The organism is Rhodanobacter aciditrophus (assembly GCF_050026795.1).
In the GTDB taxonomy this organism is placed as follows: Bacteria; Pseudomonadota; Gammaproteobacteria; order Xanthomonadales; family Rhodanobacteraceae; genus Rhodanobacter_A.
In genome coordinates, this window is the sequence record NZ_JALBWP010000009.1 from 291,842 (window position 1) to 308,568 (window position 16,727).

Annotated in this window: 13 protein-coding genes; 5 read left to right on the forward strand and 8 right to left on the reverse strand. The window is 70.0% G+C overall.

Features of this window, described 5'->3' with window-relative positions; genetic code table 11:
* Nucleotides 1-41: 41 nt before the first annotated feature.
* Together ACQGNW_RS04455 and ACQGNW_RS04460 are read right to left on the reverse strand one after the other, a co-directional pair.
* Entirely contained in the window at nt 42-935 is an 894-nt protein-coding gene (locus ACQGNW_RS04455; RefSeq protein WP_426661908.1) for a TolB family protein, read from the reverse strand.
* A 40-nt stretch (nt 936-975) separates the two neighbouring features.
* Nucleotides 976-1,917, reverse strand: a complete 942-nt coding sequence (locus ACQGNW_RS04460) for a TolB-like translocation protein (RefSeq protein WP_426661909.1) — start codon at nt 1,915-1,917, stop codon at nt 976-978.
* Nucleotides 1,918-2,198: 281 nt separating this feature from the next.
* Between ACQGNW_RS04460 and ACQGNW_RS04465 the strand changes: the two genes are divergently transcribed.
* Complete coding sequence (locus ACQGNW_RS04465) at nt 2,199-2,708, forward strand: nuclear transport factor 2 family protein (protein ID WP_426661910.1); 510 nt, start codon at nt 2,199-2,201, stop codon at nt 2,706-2,708.
* Between the two features lie 4 nt (nt 2,709-2,712).
* Here ACQGNW_RS04465 and ACQGNW_RS04470 read toward each other — a convergent pair whose 3' ends face one another.
* From ACQGNW_RS04470 to ACQGNW_RS04490, 5 genes are all read right to left on the reverse strand, one after another.
* On the reverse strand, nt 2,713-3,747 hold the full coding sequence (locus ACQGNW_RS04470) for an NADP-dependent oxidoreductase (protein ID WP_426661911.1): 1,035 nt from the start codon (nt 3,745-3,747) through the stop codon (nt 2,713-2,715).
* A 35-nt stretch (nt 3,748-3,782) separates the two neighbouring features.
* Complete coding sequence (locus ACQGNW_RS04475) at nt 3,783-4,520, reverse strand: SDR family NAD(P)-dependent oxidoreductase (RefSeq protein WP_426661912.1); 738 nt, start codon at nt 4,518-4,520, stop codon at nt 3,783-3,785.
* Nucleotides 4,517-5,968 carry an efflux transporter outer membrane subunit gene (locus tag ACQGNW_RS04480; protein ID WP_426661913.1) on the reverse strand — a complete coding sequence of 484 codons (1,452 nt, stop codon included), beginning with the start codon at nt 5,966-5,968 and terminating at the stop codon, nt 4,517-4,519. The genes ACQGNW_RS04475 and ACQGNW_RS04480 overlap by 4 nt, the downstream gene beginning before the upstream one ends.
* A gap of 1 nt (nt 5,969) precedes the next feature.
* Entirely contained in the window at nt 5,970-9,155 is a 3,186-nt protein-coding gene (locus ACQGNW_RS04485; protein ID WP_426661914.1) for an efflux RND transporter permease subunit, read from the reverse strand.
* Nucleotides 9,156-9,352: 197 nt separating this feature from the next.
* Nucleotides 9,353-10,594, reverse strand: a complete 1,242-nt coding sequence (locus tag ACQGNW_RS04490) for an efflux RND transporter periplasmic adaptor subunit (protein ID WP_426661915.1) — start codon at nt 10,592-10,594, stop codon at nt 9,353-9,355.
* Between the two features lie 145 nt (nt 10,595-10,739).
* On the opposite strand from ACQGNW_RS04490, the gene ACQGNW_RS04495 reads away from it, so the two are divergent.
* On the forward strand, nt 10,740-11,732 hold the full coding sequence (locus ACQGNW_RS04495) for a LysR family transcriptional regulator (RefSeq protein WP_426661916.1): 993 nt from the start codon (nt 10,740-10,742) through the stop codon (nt 11,730-11,732).
* Here the strand turns inward: ACQGNW_RS04495 and ACQGNW_RS04500 are convergent.
* The gene (locus ACQGNW_RS04500) at nt 11,681-12,472 is read right to left on the reverse strand and encodes an undecaprenyl-diphosphate phosphatase (RefSeq protein ID WP_426661917.1); all 792 of its coding nucleotides are present in this window, start codon (nt 12,470-12,472) and stop codon (nt 11,681-11,683) included. The genes ACQGNW_RS04495 and ACQGNW_RS04500 overlap by 52 nt on opposite strands.
* 300 nt (nt 12,473-12,772) lie before the next feature.
* Here ACQGNW_RS04500 and glnA point away from each other — a divergent pair, with 300 nt between their 5' ends.
* From glnA to ntrC, 3 genes are all read left to right on the forward strand, one after another.
* A complete protein-coding gene (gene glnA, locus ACQGNW_RS04505) occupies nt 12,773-14,182 on the forward strand; it encodes a type I glutamate--ammonia ligase (RefSeq protein ID WP_426661918.1) in 1,410 nt (469 codons plus the stop codon).
* A gap of 122 nt (nt 14,183-14,304) precedes the next feature.
* Entirely contained in the window at nt 14,305-15,315 is a 1,011-nt protein-coding gene (locus tag ACQGNW_RS04510) for a two-component system sensor histidine kinase NtrB (protein ID WP_426661919.1), read from the forward strand.
* Entirely contained in the window at nt 15,308-16,687 is a 1,380-nt protein-coding gene (gene ntrC, locus ACQGNW_RS04515; protein WP_426661920.1) for a nitrogen regulation protein NR(I), read from the forward strand. The genes ACQGNW_RS04510 and ntrC overlap by 8 nt, the downstream gene beginning before the upstream one ends.
* Nucleotides 16,688-16,727 lie beyond the last annotated feature (40 nt).

Consider the following 16,727-nt stretch of genomic DNA (forward strand, 5'->3'; position numbering starts at 1 on the left):
GGGTTCTCGTGGGAGGTGCGGGGGAAGGACGGCGGTGCTTGTCAGCGCGTGGCCGCTGCATGGCGCGCCAGCCAGGACGCCAGCGACACGCGGTGGATGCGGTGGTCGGGTGCGCTGTAGTACAGCGTGGCGTGGTCCGGGCCCAGGCGCGCCTCGTCGCCAGCGACACCGAGGTCGGTCGGCGCGCTCCAGCCGCCCGGCGTGGCGAAGGCGATGAACAGGTCGCCGCCGTTCGACGGCGCCGGCGGCCGGTCGGAGCTGAAGACGAGGAACGACTGGTCCGGCGCCACCGCCGGGTCGTAGTCCGAGCGGTCCCCGCCCGCGCCGAGCGCCAGCGGCTGCGCTGGCTGGCAGGTGGCCTGCTTGCAACGGCTGCGGTAGAGCCGGAACGCGCCGTTGCCGCGGTTCACCCGCACGAAGAAGAGGCTGCCGTCCTTGCCCACCGCGGGCGAGAAGGTGGAGTGGCTGGCGTTCACGCGGTCGGACAGGCGCACCGGCGTGCCCCAGCCGTCGCCGTGGCGGTCCACCCGCCACAGGTTGCCGCCGCGGCCCGGTTGCGGCTTGCCGCCCCAGTCGCCGTCCAATGCCTTGCCTTCGCCGTTCGCCGGGCGGTTGGAAACGAACACCAGGTAGCTGCCGTCCGGCGCCATCGCCGGCTCGAAATCCATCCAGCGGTCGGAGAACGGCGCGCGCACCGGCGCCGACCAGGTGCTGCCCTGGCGATGCGCCACGTACAGCCGACGTGCCGTGCCGACGCCGCGGGTGAACACCACGGTGTCGCCATCCGGCGCGAAGGCGGGCGAGGCGTCGTGCGCCTCCGTCCAGGGGCCCGCGGCGGGAGACGTCACGGCATCCGCCGCCGCCCGCGCCGGCGACGCGGAGACGGCGATGCCCAGGGCCACGGCGAGGGTCGGAACCAGGTGTCGGCAATGCATGAACAGCTCCTCGTGCAGGGAAGGAAGGGTGGCCGGGACCTCAGCGACTGCGCCCGCCGTGCGCGTCCAGCCACGGCGCCAGCGACACCTGCCAGATGTGGTCGTGGCCGTTGTTCCACGCCGCCTTCGCTTGCGCGCCAACGGCGCGGCGGTCGCTGTAGAAGTACAGCGTGCGGCGGTCGGGGCCGAGCTGGGCGCCCATGCTTTCCGTGCCGCGGTTGACGGTGTCGCCGAGATCCTGCGGCGCGCTCCAGCCGTCCGGGGTGCGGAACGCGATGGCGAGGCGATAGGGTTGCTGCGCAGCGTGCTTGATGCTGACCACGATGAACGAGCCGTCGGGTGCGATGGCGGGATCGCGGATCATGGCGTCCGCATCGCCCAGCGCGACCGCGCGGGGTGTTTCGTATTGGCCGTTGCGATACGCGGAGCGCAGCAGCGTGAAATCGCCATGCGGCCCGGCGCAACCGATGAAGTAGAGGCTGCCGTCGGCGGCGATGCTCGGCGCGCCGATCAGGGAACAGCGGTTGACGACAGCGGGCAGGCGTACCGGTGTGCTCCAGTGGTCGCCCTGCCGGTCCACCCGCCACAGGTTCATGCCGTGTCCGGGATAGCGCTTGCCGGCGTGCACCGCGTCGAGCGGCGGGCCGCCCGGCGTGGCCGGGCGGTTGGACGCGAACAGCAGGAACGAACCGTCCGGCGCCATCGCGGGGTCGAGGTCGCGCCAACGGCCGGAGAACGGTGCCGGCGCCGGCGTCGACCAGCGACCGTTGCGGCGATGCGATGCCATCAGCGTCGAACCGTCGCCGGTGCCGCGCATGAAATAGACCGTGGCGCCGTCCGGCGTGAATGCGGCCGCGCCGTCGTCGGCGCCGGTGGGGATCGCGTCCGGCGCGAAGATCGCGGGCGCGTCCGGCGCATGACCGGCCATGGCCGCAGCGGATGCAAGACTCATCCAGGCCGCGAAGGCTGTCGACAGGCGCATCGTCATCACTCCTCTCCGGTGGTGCGCCCGCGCGTGGACGCACCTCCCGGGGCAAACTGGCGCAGGCGTCGACGACTGTCGCGCGAGGCGTGACGGCCGGAGTGCTCGCCGTGACCAGCGGCAGGCGCAGGCGGATGGGTGGTTGCCGCCCCGCCGCCGGTGCGCCCGCGGCGACCGTTCGTCACCACCACGCCATCGCTCACCCCGGAGCCGAGGCGTGCGGCGCATGCGTCGTGCAGGCTGTTCCTGCGGCACTGTCGCCGCATCAACGGGACGACACCATGCCTTACCCCACTTGCCATCGTGCCCTTGCGCGCCTTGCGTGCGCGGGCTTGTCGCTGGGCGTCGCCGGGATCGGCGCGCAGGCCGTGGCCGCGCCACGGGACAGCACGGTCGCCGCGGACGAAACCGCGCACACCGCCGCCGCGGTGAAGGCGGTGGACCAGCACTGGCTGGAAGCCGAGGAGGGCGGCGATGCCGCCTGGCTGGACGGCATGCTGTTGCCGGGCTACCGCTCGGTGAACGTGGCCGGCACGTTCGCCACCAAGGCCGCGATCGTGGCGCATGCCGCGAAGAACGGCGGCTCGGACGAGATGAAGCGCAAGGTGGCCGCGTGGCAGCAGGCGCACCCGGTGGACCAGCAGGTGACGATCCAGGGCGACACCGCGATCCTCAGCTTCGTGAGCAGCGCGCCCGCGACGAAGGGCAAGCTGTATTCCTCGGACGTGTTCGTCTACGTGGGCGGCCGCTGGCGTGCGCTGTACTCGGCGCACACCGGACTCGACAAGTAGCGATTCAGCCTCCGGCCACGCGTACCACCAGCTTGCCCGCGTTGCGTCCTTCGAGCAGACCGATGAAGGCCTCGGGCGCGCGTTCCAGGCCGTCGACCACGTCCTCGCGCGCCTTCACCTGGCCGCTGGCGAGCCATTCGCCCATCTCGTGACGGAACTCGGCGTAGCGCGCAGCGTAGTGGTCGAGGATCACGAAGCCCTGCATGCGGATGCGCCGCTGCAGCACGGTGGAGAGCAGCTCGGGGCGGTGGTCGCGGCCGGTGGCCGGCGCGTCGTCGTTGTAGTGCGCGATCACGCCGCACACCGGTACGCGGGCGTGGTCGTTGAGCAGGGGCAGCACGGCATCCAGCACCACGCCACCCACGCTTTCGAAATACACATCGATGCCGCGCGGGCAGGCGGCGGCGAGGCGTGCGGCCAGTTGCGGCGCGTGGCGGTCGAGGCAGGCGTCGTAGCCGAGTTGCTCCACCGCGAGGCGGCACTTGTCCGCGCCGCCGGCGATGCCGACCACGCGCGCGCCTTTCAGCTTGGCGAGCTGGCCCACCACGGCACCCACCGCGCCGGTGGCGGCGCCCACCACCACGGTTTCGCCTGCTTGCGGCTGGCCGATGTCGAGCAGGCCGACATACGCGGTGAACGCGGTCATGCCCAGTGCGCTCAAGGCCAGCGAAGGCTGCGCCATGTCGCCCAGCGGGCTGAGGTCGCTGCCGTCGGACAGCGCGTAGTCCTGCCAGCCCGCGTTGCCCAGCACCAGTTCGTCCACGCGGAAATCCGGATGACGCGAAGTCAGCACGCGGCTCACCGTGCCGCCCACCATCGGCGCGCCCACGGCCACCGCGGGCGCGTAGCGCGCGCCTTCGGCGTTCATCAGGTTGCGCATGTAGGGATCGAGCGAGAGATACAACGTGCGCAGCAGCACCTGGCCTTCACCCGGCTCGGGCAAGGGTGCTTCGTCGAGGCGGAAGTCCTGCAGGCTCGGCAGGCCGTGCGGGCGGCTGGCGAGCAGCACGCGGCGATTGATGCGGTCGGTTTGCGGCATGGGATCGGTTTCTCCACCGAGGATGATGGCGCGCCTCACCACGCGATGCGCTGGCCGTCGCGCAGCAGTGCGCCGTTGACGCCAGGCTCGGGCTGGCAGGCGGCGGCGACCACGCTGGCGGCGCCGCGTTCCACCGGGCCGCCGCCGGGGCCGCCGAGACCGGTGGCGAGCCAGCCGGGGCATACCGCGTTGACCAGGATGCCGCTGCCGGCGAGTTCCGCGGCGAGCGCGCGGGTGTAGGCGTTGAGCGCGGCCTTGGAGACGCGGTAGGCGGGGTAGCCGACCGCGTCGGGCGCGGCGACGCCGGCACAGCCGCTGGTGACGTTGACGATGCGGCCGTAACGGTGCCGGCGCATCAGCGGCAGCAGCGCGCTGCTCAGTTGCCAGGCGCCGAGCAGGTTGGTCTCCAGCGCGGCGCGCACGTCGGCGGGTGCCGCGCTTTCGGCACGCGCGCCGCTGTCGGCGTGGCCGCCGGCGTTGTTCACCAGCACGTCGAGGCGGCCGTGTTCGCGCTCGATCCAGGCGGCAAGCTCGGCGATCTGCCGCGCGTCGGTGACGTCGAGCGGCACGGCGGTGACGTCGCCGTCGATCTGCTTCGCGGCCTGCCGTCCCTTGGCGAGGTCGCGCGCGCCCAGCAGCACGCTGTAGCCGCGTGCGGCGAGCTGGCGCGCCACCTCGAAGCCCAGCCCGCGGTTGGCGCCGCTGACCAGGGCCACGCGATGCAGCGGCACCGCCGCCGCATCCGCGGCCGCCCGCCTGCGCGACGCGCTCATGGCACGTCGGCCACCGCGGTGGCGACCGGCGCGCAGCGCGCGTCGTCGCCGCAGGCCTGCCAGCCGCCGCCCAGCGCCTTGTACAGCGCCACCGCACGGGTGTCGATGGCGGCCTGCGCCTGCGCCAGCGCGTCGTCCGCGGCGAGCTGCACGCGCTGTGCGTCGAGCAGCTCGAGGTAGCCGGTGGCGCCCTGTTCGTAGCGCACCTTGGCCAGTTCGGCGGCGCGGCGGCTCTGCTGCGATTGCGCGAGCAGCTTCTCGACACGTGCATGCTGCAGGTTGTAGCCCACCACGGCGTTGTCCACGTCCTCCACGGCTTCCAGCACGGTGCGCTGGTAGTTGGCCTGAGCGGCATCGGCACGCGCTTCCGCGGCGTGCAGTTCGCTGCGCACGCGCTGCACGTTGAGACCGTTCCAGCTGATGCTCGGCGCGATCGACCAGGCGCGGGTGGACGGACTGCCGAAGTCGTTGCTGCGTCCGGCGAGGAAGCCGAGGAAGCCGCCCAGCGAGAAGTGCGGGAAGAAGTCCGCCTTGGCCACGCCGATGCGCGCATTGGCGGCGGCGTATTCGCGTTCGGCGATGCGCACGTCGGGGCGGCGCGCCAGCACGTCGCCGGCGGCGCCGATCGGCAGCACGGCGTCGATCGGCTTGAACGTCCCCGGCGAGACGTCGACGTCCAGCGCGCCGGGCTGCTCGCCCAGCAGCACCGCGAGGCGGTAGGCGTCGGCGTGCGCCTGCATGTCGAGCAGGGGCAGCTGCGCCTCCACCGCGCTGAGCTGGGCCTCGGCGCTGGCCACGTCCTGGTCGGACGCCGTGCCCACCTCGGCGCGGGCGCGGATCAGCTTCAGCGTGTCCTGCTGGTTGGCGATGTCGCGCCTGGCGATGTCCTGCCGCTGCTGCACGCCACGCAGGTCAAAGTAGTTGCGCGCCACCTCGGCGAACAGGCTCACCTGCGCGTCGTGCAGGGCGGCCTCGCTGGCGCCGAGGTCGGCGCGCGCGGCCTCCACCGAACGGCGCACGCCGCCGAACACGTCGATCTCCCAGCTGGCGTCGAAGCCTGCCTGGTAGGCAGTCACCGTGCTGCGCCGGGTGCTGACGCCGGGCGTCTGCTCGCGGCTGCGGCTGTACGAGGCGACGGTCTGCACGTCGGGCAGGTACTGCGACTTCGCGCCGCCGAGCAGGGCACGCGATTCGGCGAGGCGCGCCACCGCGATGCGCAGGTCGAGGTTGTTCGCCGCCGCGCGCTGGATCAACGCGTCCAGGGTGGGATCGCCGAACTGCTTCCACCACCGGGCCTGGAACTGCGCGGCGCTTTCGCGCGCCGCGTCCAGGCCCTGCAGCTGTGGCGCCGGTGTGGCGGGCTTGCGGTAGTCCGGCCCCACGCTGACGCAGCCGGCCAGCACGAGTGCAGCGAACAGTGCGGTATTACTACGGAACAGGTGCTTCATCTCAATGGCCCTCCAGCGCCGGCCGTGCGTCCGCCTGCGCGTGCTTGCGCGCTTCGCGGCGCTCCACCAGGGCGCGGATCACGACGTAGAACAGCGGGGTGTAGAGCAGGCCGAACAGGGTCACGCCGAGCATGCCGGAGAACACCGCCACGCCCATCGCGTGACGCATCTCGGCGCCCGCGCCGTGCGAGGTGACCAGCGGCACCACGCCCATGATGAAGGCGATCGAGGTCATCAGGATCGGACGCAACCGCAGTCGTGCCGCCTCCAGCACCGCCTCGTGGCGGCTCATGCCTTCGAGCTGGCGTTCGCGGGCGAACTCCACGATCAGGATCGCGTTCTTGCAGGCCAGGCCCACCAGCACGATCAGTCCGATCTGGGTGAAGATGTTGTTGTCGCCGCCACTCAGCCACACGCCGGCGATCGCGGACAGCAGCACCATCGGCACGATCAGGATCACCGCCAGCGGCAGCGACCAGCTCTCGTACAGCGAGGACAGCACCAGGAACACCAGCAGCACGCACAGCGGGAACACCAGCACCGCGGTGTTGCCGGCGAGGATCTGCTGGTAGGTGAGGTCGGTCCACTCGAAGCTCATGCCGTTCGGCAGCACCTGGCGCGCCAGCTTCTCGATCTCCGTCTGTGCCTGGCCCGAGCTGTAGCCCGGCGCCGGGCCGCCGTTGATCTCGGCGGTGGGGTAGCCGTTGTAGTGCATCACGCGGTCCGGGCCGGCGCCGTGCCGCACGGTGACGAAGGAGCCCAGCGGCACCATCTCGCCCTTGGCATTGCGCGTCTTCAGCTGGCTGATGTCCTCGAGGTCGCTGCGGAACTGCGGCTCGGCGGACAGGTTCACCTGGTAGGTGCGGCCGAAGCGGTTGAAGTCGTTGACGTAGAGCGAGCCGAGGTAGGCCTGCATGGTCTGGTAGACGTCGCCCAGGTTCACGCCCTCGGCCTTCGCCTTGGCCCGGTCCACGTTCACCTCCACCTGGGGCACGTTCACCTGGAAGCTGGAGAACAGCCCGGCCAGCATGGGGTCCTTGCGGCCCGCCGCGATCAGGTTCTGCGTCTGCTTGTACAGCTCGTCGAAGCCGACCTGGCCGCGGTCCTCCACCTGCAGGCGGAAGCCGCCGATCGTGCCCAGGCCCATCACCGGCGGCGGCGGGAACACCGCGATGTAGGCGTCCTGGATCGCGGCGAACTTCGCGTTCAGCGCGCCGGCGATCGCGCCAGCGGAGAGGTCCGCGCTGCGGCGTTCGTCGAACGGCTTCAGCGTGACGAACACGATGCCGGCGTTGCTGGAGTTGGTGAAGCCGTTCACCGACAGGCCGGGGAAGGCCACCGCGCTCTGCACGCCCGGCTGCTTCAGCGCGATTGCGCTCATCCGCTTGATCACGTCCTCGGTGCGGTCCAGCGAGGCGGCGTCGGGCAGCTGCGCGAACGACACCAGGTACTGCTTGTCCTGGGTGGGCACGAAGCCGGTGGGTACGTGCCAGAAGCCGAACGCGGCGAGCGCGATCAGCCCGGCGTACAGCACCAGCGCGGCCGCGCCCTTGCCCTGCATGCGGCGGGTGCCTGCCACGTAGCGTTCGGCGCCGCGCTGGAACAGCCGGTTGAACGGACGGAACAGCCAGCCGAACAGGCGGTCGATGGCACGGGTGAGGCGGTCCTTCGGCGCGCCGTGCGGCAGCAGCAGGATCGCCGCCAGCGCCGGGCTGAGGGTCAGCGAGTTGAACGCCGAGATCACCGTGGAAATCGCGATGGTCAGCGCGAACTGGCGGTAGAACTCGCCGGTGAGGCCGCTGATGAAGGCGGTGGGGATGAACACCGCGCACAGCACCAGCGCGGTCGCCACGATCGGCCCGGTGACCTCGTGCATCGCCTTGCGCGTCGCCTCCTTGGGCGACTGCCCCAGCTCGATGTGGCGCTCCACGTTCTCGACCACCACGATCGCGTCGTCCACCACGATGCCGATGGCCAACACCATGCCGAACAGGCTCAGTGCGTTGAGCGAGAAGCCCACCAGGTACATCACCGCGAAGGTGCCGATCAGCGACACCGGCACCGCGATCAGCGGGATGACGGACGCGCGCCAGGTCTGCAGGAACAGGATCACCACCAGCACCACCAGCAGGATCGCCTCCAGCAGGGTGTGCGCCACCGCCTCGATCGAGCCGCGCACGAACACGGTGGGGTCGTAGACGATGTGGTAGTCGATGCCCTGCGGGAACTCCTTCTTCAGCCGCGCCATGGTGGCGCGCACCTCGTCGGAGATCTGGATCGCGTTGGAGCCGGGCCGGGCGAAGATCGGGATCGCCACCGCCGGCTGGTTGTCCAGCAGGCTGCGCAGCGCGTACTGGTTCGAGCCCAGCTCCACCCGCGCCACGTCGCCCAGGTGCACGGTGGCGCCGTCGGCGTCGGTGCGCAGCACGATGTTGCGGAAATCATCCACCGTGCTGAGCCGGCCCTGCGTGTTGATGTTGAGCTGGAAGTCGGCGTTGCCACGTACCGGCGGCGCGTTCAGTGCGCCGGCCGCCACCTGCACGTTCTGCTCGCGGATCGCGTTCGCCACATCGCCGGTGGTAAGGCCGCGCTGGGCCAGCTTGTCCGGGTTCAGCCACACGCGCATGGAGTATTCGCCGGCGCCGAAGATCTGCACGTCGCCCACGCCGTTCAGGCGACCCAGCACGTCCTTGACGTGCAGCCGCGCGAAGTTCGACAGGTACAGCATGTCGTAGCGTTTGTCGGGCGAGGTGAGGTGTACCACCATGGTGAGGTCGGGCGAGCTCTTCTGCGTGGTGACGCCGAGCCGCTGCACTTCCTCGGGCAGGCGCGGCAGCGCCTGCGCCACGCGGTTCTGCACTTCCACCTGGGCGTCGTTGAGGTTGGTGCCCAGCGCGAAGGTCACGGTGAGCGTCATCACGCCGTCGCTGGTGGCCTGCGAGGAGGTGTAGAGCATGCCCTCCACGCCGTTGATCTGCGTTTCCAGCGGCGTGGCGACGGTCTCGGCGATCACCTTGGGGTTGGCGCCGGGGTAGTTGGCGCGCACCACCACGGTGGGCGGCACCACTTCGGGGTATTCGCTGATCGGCAGCTGGAACACCGCGATGGAGCCGGTGATCACGAACAGCAGCGACAGCACGGCGGCCATGATCGGCCGGTCGACGAAAAACTGGGCAATGTTTTTCATGGTTTGTCTCGATGACTCCAGGGTGCCGACCCCCTCTCCCCTCCGGGGAGAGGGCTGGGGTGAGGGGTCGGGGCTTGCCTATGCGCTCGGGCTTCGGCAATGCGCTTTTCGGGTGTCGATAGGTAGGGAGAGCTTTCGCAAGATCGGCCCCTCACCTCGGTCCTCTCCCCGAGGGGAGAGGAAGAGAAGCGACCGGCTCAGCCTTGCGGTTCGCGCCTGGGCGCCGTGGCCATCGCGGTGCGCGAATCGCCGTGGCCGTCTGCCTGCACCACTGCCTTGTCGCGGGCGTCGAGGCGGTAGTCCATCGCCACCTGCTGCGGGTTCACCTCGGCGCCGGGGCGCACGCGCTGCAGGCCGTTCACCACCACCACGTCGCCGGGTGCGAGGCCGCTGTCGACCACGCGCAGGCCGTGGTAGAGCGCGCCGGTGGTGACCTTGCGGTACTGCACCTTGTGCTGGGCGTCCACCACGTAGACGAACTGGTTGCCGAGGTCGGTGCCCACGGCGCGGTCGTCGATCAGCAGGCGCGGCTGCGGCTGGCCGCTCTGCAGGCGGATGCGCGCGTACAGGCCGGGGGTGAACAGGCTGTCCTTGTTGTCGAATACCGCGCGCAGCCGCATCGTGCCGGAGTCGGTGTGCAACTGGTTGTCGACGAAGTCGATGCGGCCCGTATGCGGGTAGCCGCTCTCGTCGGCCAGCTCCATCGAAGCCTCGATGTGCGGGCTGCCGCCATCCCTCGTCGCCTTGGCGCGCAGGTGGTCAAGCTTCAGCCAGGTGTGCTCGTCCACGTCGAAGTACACGTAGACCGGGTTCACCGAGACCACGCTGGTCAGCACGTCGGCGCTGGTGACCAGGTTGCCGGGGGTGATGTGCACGTTGCTGACGCGCCCATCGATCGGCGCGCGCACCTCGGTGAAGCCGAGGTTGAGCTTCGCGGTGGCCAGCGCGGCGTCGGCCGCGGCGAGCGCCGCACGCGCGCTCTGCGCGGCGGTGTCGAGGCGGTCGGCCTCCTCCTGCGCGATCGCGTGCTGCTCGAGCAGGCGCCGGCCGCGCTGGGCATTGGCCTGCGCCAGGCCCAGTTCGGCCTGTGCCTGGCTGCGGTTGGCGGCCAGCCGGTCCACCTCGGCCTGGAACGGGCGCGGGTCGATGCGGAACAGCACGTCGCCCTTGTGCACCAGCGCGCCCTCCTTGAACGACACCGACTCCACGTAGCCGCCCACGCGCGGACGCACCTGCACGCTGTCCACCGCCTGCACGCGGCCGGTGAAATCGGCGCTGCTGCTCACTGGACGAAGCAGTGCGGGGGCCACGGTCACTTCCGGCAGGGCGCCGCCGGCGCCGGCGGCCTGGGCGTGGCTGCCGCCATGCTCGCCCAGCAGGGCCCAGCTGCCGGCAACCGCCACCACGACGAGGCCGGCCAGGATCAGTTTCTTCTTCATCTTCGCGCTCCCTGGGATGAGATCGTGCGGCAATGCAGCACGATTGGGGGAGGCGAATAATAGGTATACCGACGGGTACAGAAAAACCCCAATTTGTGAACTCCACTAGTGACGGTCAGTCACGAATGGCGGCACAATGACAGGTATGGAAGATTTCTCGGCAATAACGAGCTTCGTCCGCGTGGTCGAGGCCCGCAGTTTCGCCGCCGCCGCCGTGCAGCTGGGCATGACGCCGTCCGGGGTGAGCCGCGCGGTGTCGCGGTTGGAAGAGCAGATCGGCGTGCGCCTGCTGTTCCGCAGCACGCGGGCGCTGCGACTCACCGACGACGGCGAGTCGTTCTACCAGCGCTGCAAGGCGATCCTGGCCGACCTGGGCGAGGCGGTGGAGGCGTTGAATTACGCGCGCACCAAGCCCAGCGGCAAGCTGCGCGTGGCGGTCAACGTGTCGGTGGGCCGTGCGGCCCTGATTCCCAACCTGGCCGACTTCGAGGCCCGTTACCCCGACATCCGGCTGGAGCTGTCGATGAGCGACCGCAACATCGGCCTGATCGAGGAGGGCATCGATTGCGCGATCCGCATGGGCGAGCTGGAGGATTCCAACCTGATCGCGCGCAAGCTGGGCTACTTCAGCAACGTGCTGTGCGCCGCGCCGGCCTACCTGGAACGCCACGGCACGCCGGCCACCATCGAGGATCTCAAGCGCCACCGTTGCATCAATTACGTCTATCCCACCAGCGGCCGCGCTTACCAGTGGCAGTTCGACACGCCGGACGGCCGCATCGCCCTGGACGTGGACGCGCACCTCCTGATCAATGACGGCGAATCAGTGATCCAGGCAGCGATGGCGGGGCTGGGCATCATCCAGATCCCGCACTGGCTGGCTGCCAGTGCGATCGGTTACGGCAAGCTCAAGGTGATCATGGAGGACACCATCTCCACCGGTTCGCCGGTGTGGCTGGTCTATCCGCAGAAGAAGCACCTCTCCGCGCGCGTGCAGGCCTTCCTGGAATGGGTGCACGAACTGTTCGAGCGCAGCAACCTGCCGGCCTGCCGGATGCTGACATGCGCAAGGCCGCCCGACGGCACTCAGGCGCCCGGCAACAGCAGCAGCAAGGCCACGCCCAGCGCGATGCGGTAGACCGCGAAGACGGTATAGCGGTGCGTGCGGATGTAGCCGAGCAGCCACTTCACCGCGATGAAGGCGACGATCAACGAGACTACGAAGCCGACGATCAGCGCGCTCCAGTCCTCGTGCGCGGCGCCGCCGTCCTTCCATACCCTCAGCAGCTCGTAGCCGGTGGCCGCGTACATGGTGGGGATACCCACCAGGAACGCGAACTCCGTGGCCGCCGCGCGGTTGCTGGTACCGAACAGCATCGCGGCGAAGATCGTCGCGCCGGAACGCGAGGTGCCGGGGAACACGCCCGCCACCATCTGTGCGATGCCCACCAGGATCGCCACCAGCCACGTCACCTCGGTGCGGTCCGCCTGCTTCGCCGCCAGCGCCTCTGCGCCGATCATCCAGAAGCCGCAGATCACCAGCGCCCAGGCGACCGGCGTCACCGTCTCGGGCAGCTTGAAGCCGAAGTGCGTGACGACCAGGCCCAGCGCGCAGGTGATCAGGAAGGCCGCCGTCAGCTTGAACAGGTAGTCGCGCGTGGCCGGTTCGCGCCACTGTGTCAGCAGCTCCCAGATGCGCTTCCAGTACACCAGGGTGATTGCCAGGATCGCGCCGGCCTGGATGCCCACGTTGAACAGGTCCGAGCGCGCGCCCAGCCAGTGCTCGGCGATCAGCAGGTGGCCGGTGGAGGAAATCGGCAGGAACTCGGTGATGCCCTCGATAATGCCAAGCAAGATGACGTTGATGAGATCGGTCACGGGTGCACTCGTCGGTATGGGGCGAGCGCCACCATAGCGACCGCGCAGCGGTACAGCTTACGCATTCCGGATGGCGATTCGAAGGCGATTCCTTTGCTCAAGGACAAAAGGATTGTCGTGTCCCGCATTGGTGCAACAAAGGGAATGAATGCACCAATTTGGCGCGTATCATGTGGTGAACAAGGTGCGCCGGCTTGCCAAGCCCATGAATTCACGCGGAATGCACGGCTTGGCATCGACCTTGCTCAGTCCAGCGCATCCTTTCCATCCGTTCCCGCCCACGCTCGCCGAGGTTCCGCCATGACCGCCCAGAAAGTGCTCGACCTGATCGTTGAACACGAGGTCGAGTTCGTCGACTTCCGCTTTGCCGACATGCTCGGCAAGCACCACCACGTCACCTTCCCGGCGCACGCCATCGACGAGTCGACCTTCGAGGACGGCAAGATGTTCGACGGCTCCTCGATCACCGGCTGGAAGGGCATCAACGAGTCGGACATGATCCTGATGCCCGATCCCGACACTGCCTACCTCGACCCGTTCAGCCAGCACACCCAGCTGGTGCTGCATTGCGACGTGCTGGAACCCAGCACCCTGCAGGCCTACGGTCGCGATCCGCGTTCGATCGCCAAGCGCGGCGAGGCCTACCTGAAGTCCACCGGCATCGCCGATTCCGCCTTCTTCGGGCCGGAGCCGGAGTTCTTCATCTTCGACTCGATCCGCTGGCAGAACGACATGGGCCGCGTGTTCTACGAGATCGAGTCGAACGAGGCAGCGTGGAGCTCGCGCTTCAAGTACGAGGACGGCAACATGGGTCACCGTCCGGGCGTGAAGGGCGGCTACTTCCCGGTCAGCCCGGTCGACTCGCTGGGCGACCTGCGCGCCGACATGTGCAAGGTGCTGGAGTCGCTGGGCCAGAAGGTCGAGGTGCACCACCACGAGGTGGCCAACGCCGGCCAGTGCGAGATCGGCGTGAAGTTCAACACGCTGGTGAAGAAGGCCGACGAACTGCTGACGATGAAGTACGTCATCAAGAACGTGGCCCACCAGAACGGCAAGACCGTCACCTTCATGCCCAAGCCCATCGTGGGCGACAACGGCTCGGGCATGCACGTGCACCAGTCGCTGTCGAAGAACGGCGAGAACCTGTTTGCCGGCGACCTGTACGGCGGCCTCAGCCAGACCGCGCTGTGGTACATCGGCGGTATCTTCAAGCACGCCAAGGCGATCAACGCGTTCGCCAATTCCACCACCAACAGCTACAAGCGCCTGGTGCCGGGCTTCGAGGCGCCGGTGATGCTGGCCTACTCGGCGCGCAACCGCTCGGCGAGCTGCCGCATCCCGTACGTGGCCAGCCCGAAGGGCCGCCGCATCGAGGTGCGCTTCCCCGACCCGATGAACTCCGGCTACCTGGTGTTCACCGCGCTGATGATGGCGGGCCTCGACGGCATCCTGAACAAGATCGACCCGGGCGCCCCGGCCGACAAGGATCTCTACGACCTGCCGCCGGAAGAGGAGAAGAACATCCCGCAGGTGTGTTCCAGCCTCGACCAGGCGCTGGAAGCGCTGGACAAGGACCGCGACTTCCTCAAGGCCGGCGGCGTGTTCACCGACGACTTCATCGACGCCTACATCGGCGTGAAGATGCAGGAGGTCACCCGTTACCGCGCCAGCACGCACCCGCTGGAATTCCAGATGTACTACGCGCTGTAAGCGGGCTTCCGGTCATGGACCGCGTGGCAAGGGGGAGGGCGCGGCCTTCCCCCTTGTCGTTTGGGCGATCGGCAGGCGAAGGGCGTGTTGCACCACGATGGGGCAACCACCATGATGGTGCAATGAACGGGCAGCCGTGGCAGGCATGGGCGGAGCAGCTGGCGACCGGGGTGGCCCTGGTCGATGCGGACCTGCGCGTGCGCTGGCTCAACCCCGCACTGGCCGAGCTGCTGGGCAGCGGCACGCGCAGCACGGTGGGCCAGCCGCTGGCACTGTGGTTGCCCGCGCCGGAGGATCTGGCGCAAGCACGCCGCGCGCTGGACGAGGCGCGTTTCGTGCAGCTCCGGGAGGCCGTGCTGTCCGCCTTCGACGAACGCACGCTCGAGGTCGACCTCGGCATGCAGCCAGATGGCGAGGGCGGCCTGCTGCTGGAAGTGCATGCGCTGGCTGCGCGGTCGCAGGCGGCTTCGCCGCTGTCGGCCACGCTGCGCGGTTTCGCGCATGAGGTGAAGAATCCGCTGGCCGGCCTGCGCGGCGCGGCGCAACTGCTGCAGCGCCGCGTCGACGGCACGGAATTGCAGGCGCTGGCCGGCCTGATCATCGACGAGGCCGACCGCCTCGCCGCACTGGCGAACCGGCTGCTGCACCGCGACCACGCCGCGCAGCCGGGCGCGGTGAACATCCACCAGTTGCTCGATCGCCTGAGCGAGCTGCTGCAGGCCGCGCCTTCGCCGCCGCGCCTGCGCCACGACTACGATCCCAGTCTGCCCGACGTGCGCGGTGACGCGGATCGCCTGCAGCAGGTGCTGCTGAACCTCGCGCGCAACGCGGTCGAGGCCGGCGCCCGCACGCTCACCCTGCGCACGCGCGCCGAGCATGGCGTGCGCGCCGGCGCGCGCATGCTGCGTAGCGCGCTGCGCGTCGACGTGATCGACGACGGCCCGGGCGTGCCCGCGGAACTGCACGACACGCTGTTCGAGCCGCTGGTGTCCGGCCGCGCCGACGGCACCGGCCTGGGCCTGGCGTTGTCGCGCGAGATCGCCCACGAGCACGGCGGCGAACTGCGCTGCAGCGGTCGTGCGGGCGAGACGGTGTTTTCCCTGTACCTGCCGCTGGAGCGCGGGCATGAATGAGGAGATCTGGATCGTCGACGACGACCGCGGCGTGCGCTTCGTGCTGGCCGCGGCGCTGCGCGATGCCGGCCTCGCCGTGCGCGAGTTCGACGCCGCCGGCGCGGTGCGCGAGGCGCTGCGCACGCGGCGCCCCGCGCTGCTGCTCACCGATGTGCGGATGCCGGGCACCAGCGGGCTGCAGCTGCTGGAGGAACTGCAGCGGCAGGGCATCGGACCGGTGATCGTGATGAGCGCGTTCACCGACGTGGCCACCACCGCGGCGGCCTACCGCGCGGGCGCGGCGGACTATCTCGCCAAGCCGTTCGACCTCGACCAGGCCGTGGCCACGGTGCGCCGCGTGCTCGCCGACGGCGTTCCGGCCGAGGCGGCGGCCGCGCCCCTGCCGGCGCCCGCGCACGCGCTGCTGGGCGAAAGCGCGGCCATGCGCGAGGTGTTCCGCCTGATCGGTCGCGTGGCGGCCAGCGATCTCAACGTGCTGGTCACCGGCGAAACCGGCACCGGCAAGGAACTGGTGGCGCGCGCGCTGCACGAGGAAAGCGCCAGGCGCGACCAGCCCTTCGTGGCGCTCAACACCGCGGCGATTCCCTCCGAGCTCCTGGAAAGCGAACTGTTCGGCCACGAGGCCGGCGCCTTCACCGGCGCGCAGCGGCGCGTGGCCGGCCGCTTTGAGCAGGCTGAGGGTGGCACGCTGTTCCTCGACGAGATCGGCGACATGCCGCTGGCGCTGCAGACGCGCCTGCTGCGCGTGCTGGCCGGCGGCGAGTTCTACCGCGTGGGCGGGCGCGAGCTGATCCGCTGCAACGTGCGCGTCGTCGCCGCCACCCACCAGGACCTCGACGCGCGCGTGGCCGCCGGCCAGTTCCGCGCCGACCTCAAGCACCGCCTCGACGTGGTGCGTATCGGGCTGCCGGCGCTGCGCGAGCGCCGCGCCGACATCCCGCTGCTGGCGCAGCATTTCCTCGCCGCCGCCGCGCAGGAGCTGAAGCTGCCGCCCAAGCGCTTCGCCAAGGCCGCGCTGAAGGCGCTGGCGCAGCGCGATTTTCCCGGCAACGTGCGCGAGCTGGAAAACCTCTGCCGCCGCCTCGCGGTAATCGCGCCTGGTGCGGAGATCCTGCCCACCGACCTCGGCGCGCAGTCGCCGGCAAGCGGCAGCGGCGACTGGACCGAAGCCCTGCGCACCTGGGCCGCGCAGGCGCTGGCCGATGGCGAGGCGGACATCCACGCGCGGGCGCGCGAGGCGCTGGATCGCGTGCTGCTGGAGGCGGCGCTGGCCGCGCGCGGGGGGCATCGCCAGCACGCGGCCGCCGCGCTCGGGGTGGGGCGCAACACGTTGACGCGGAAACTGGGGGCGTCGCGGACGCGGAAGCGCTGAGCGCCGTTTCCGCGGGGCTGGTACAGGCGCGAGTCCGCTG

Bases quoted from the DNA above. Each gene is read 5' to 3' on its own strand.
- ACQGNW_RS04455 (WP_426661908.1), bottom strand. From the start codon at position 935: ATGCATTGCCGACACCTGGTTCCGACCCTCGCCGTGGCCCTGGGCATC.
- ACQGNW_RS04460 (WP_426661909.1), bottom strand. From the start codon at position 1,917: ATGCGCCTGTCGACAGCCTTCGCGGCCTGGATGAGTCTTGCATCCGCT.
- ACQGNW_RS04465 (WP_426661910.1), top strand. From the start codon at position 2,199: ATGCCTTACCCCACTTGCCATCGTGCCCTTGCGCGCCTTGCGTGCGCG.
- ACQGNW_RS04470 (WP_426661911.1), bottom strand. From the start codon at position 3,747: ATGCCGCAAACCGACCGCATCAATCGCCGCGTGCTGCTCGCCAGCCGC.
- ACQGNW_RS04475 (WP_426661912.1), bottom strand. From the start codon at position 4,520: ATGAGCGCGTCGCGCAGGCGGGCGGCCGCGGATGCGGCGGCGGTGCCG.
- ACQGNW_RS04480 (WP_426661913.1), bottom strand. From the start codon at position 5,968: ATGAAGCACCTGTTCCGTAGTAATACCGCACTGTTCGCTGCACTCGTG.
- ACQGNW_RS04485 (WP_426661914.1), bottom strand. From the start codon at position 9,155: ATGAAAAACATTGCCCAGTTTTTCGTCGACCGGCCGATCATGGCCGCC.
- ACQGNW_RS04490 (WP_426661915.1), bottom strand. From the start codon at position 10,594: ATGAAGAAGAAACTGATCCTGGCCGGCCTCGTCGTGGTGGCGGTTGCC.
- ACQGNW_RS04495 (WP_426661916.1), top strand. From the start codon at position 10,740: ATGGAAGATTTCTCGGCAATAACGAGCTTCGTCCGCGTGGTCGAGGCC.
- glnA (WP_426661918.1), top strand. From the start codon at position 12,773: ATGACCGCCCAGAAAGTGCTCGACCTGATCGTTGAACACGAGGTCGAG.
- ACQGNW_RS04510 (WP_426661919.1), top strand. From the start codon at position 14,305: ATGAACGGGCAGCCGTGGCAGGCATGGGCGGAGCAGCTGGCGACCGGG.
- ntrC (WP_426661920.1), top strand. From the start codon at position 15,308: ATGAATGAGGAGATCTGGATCGTCGACGACGACCGCGGCGTGCGCTTC.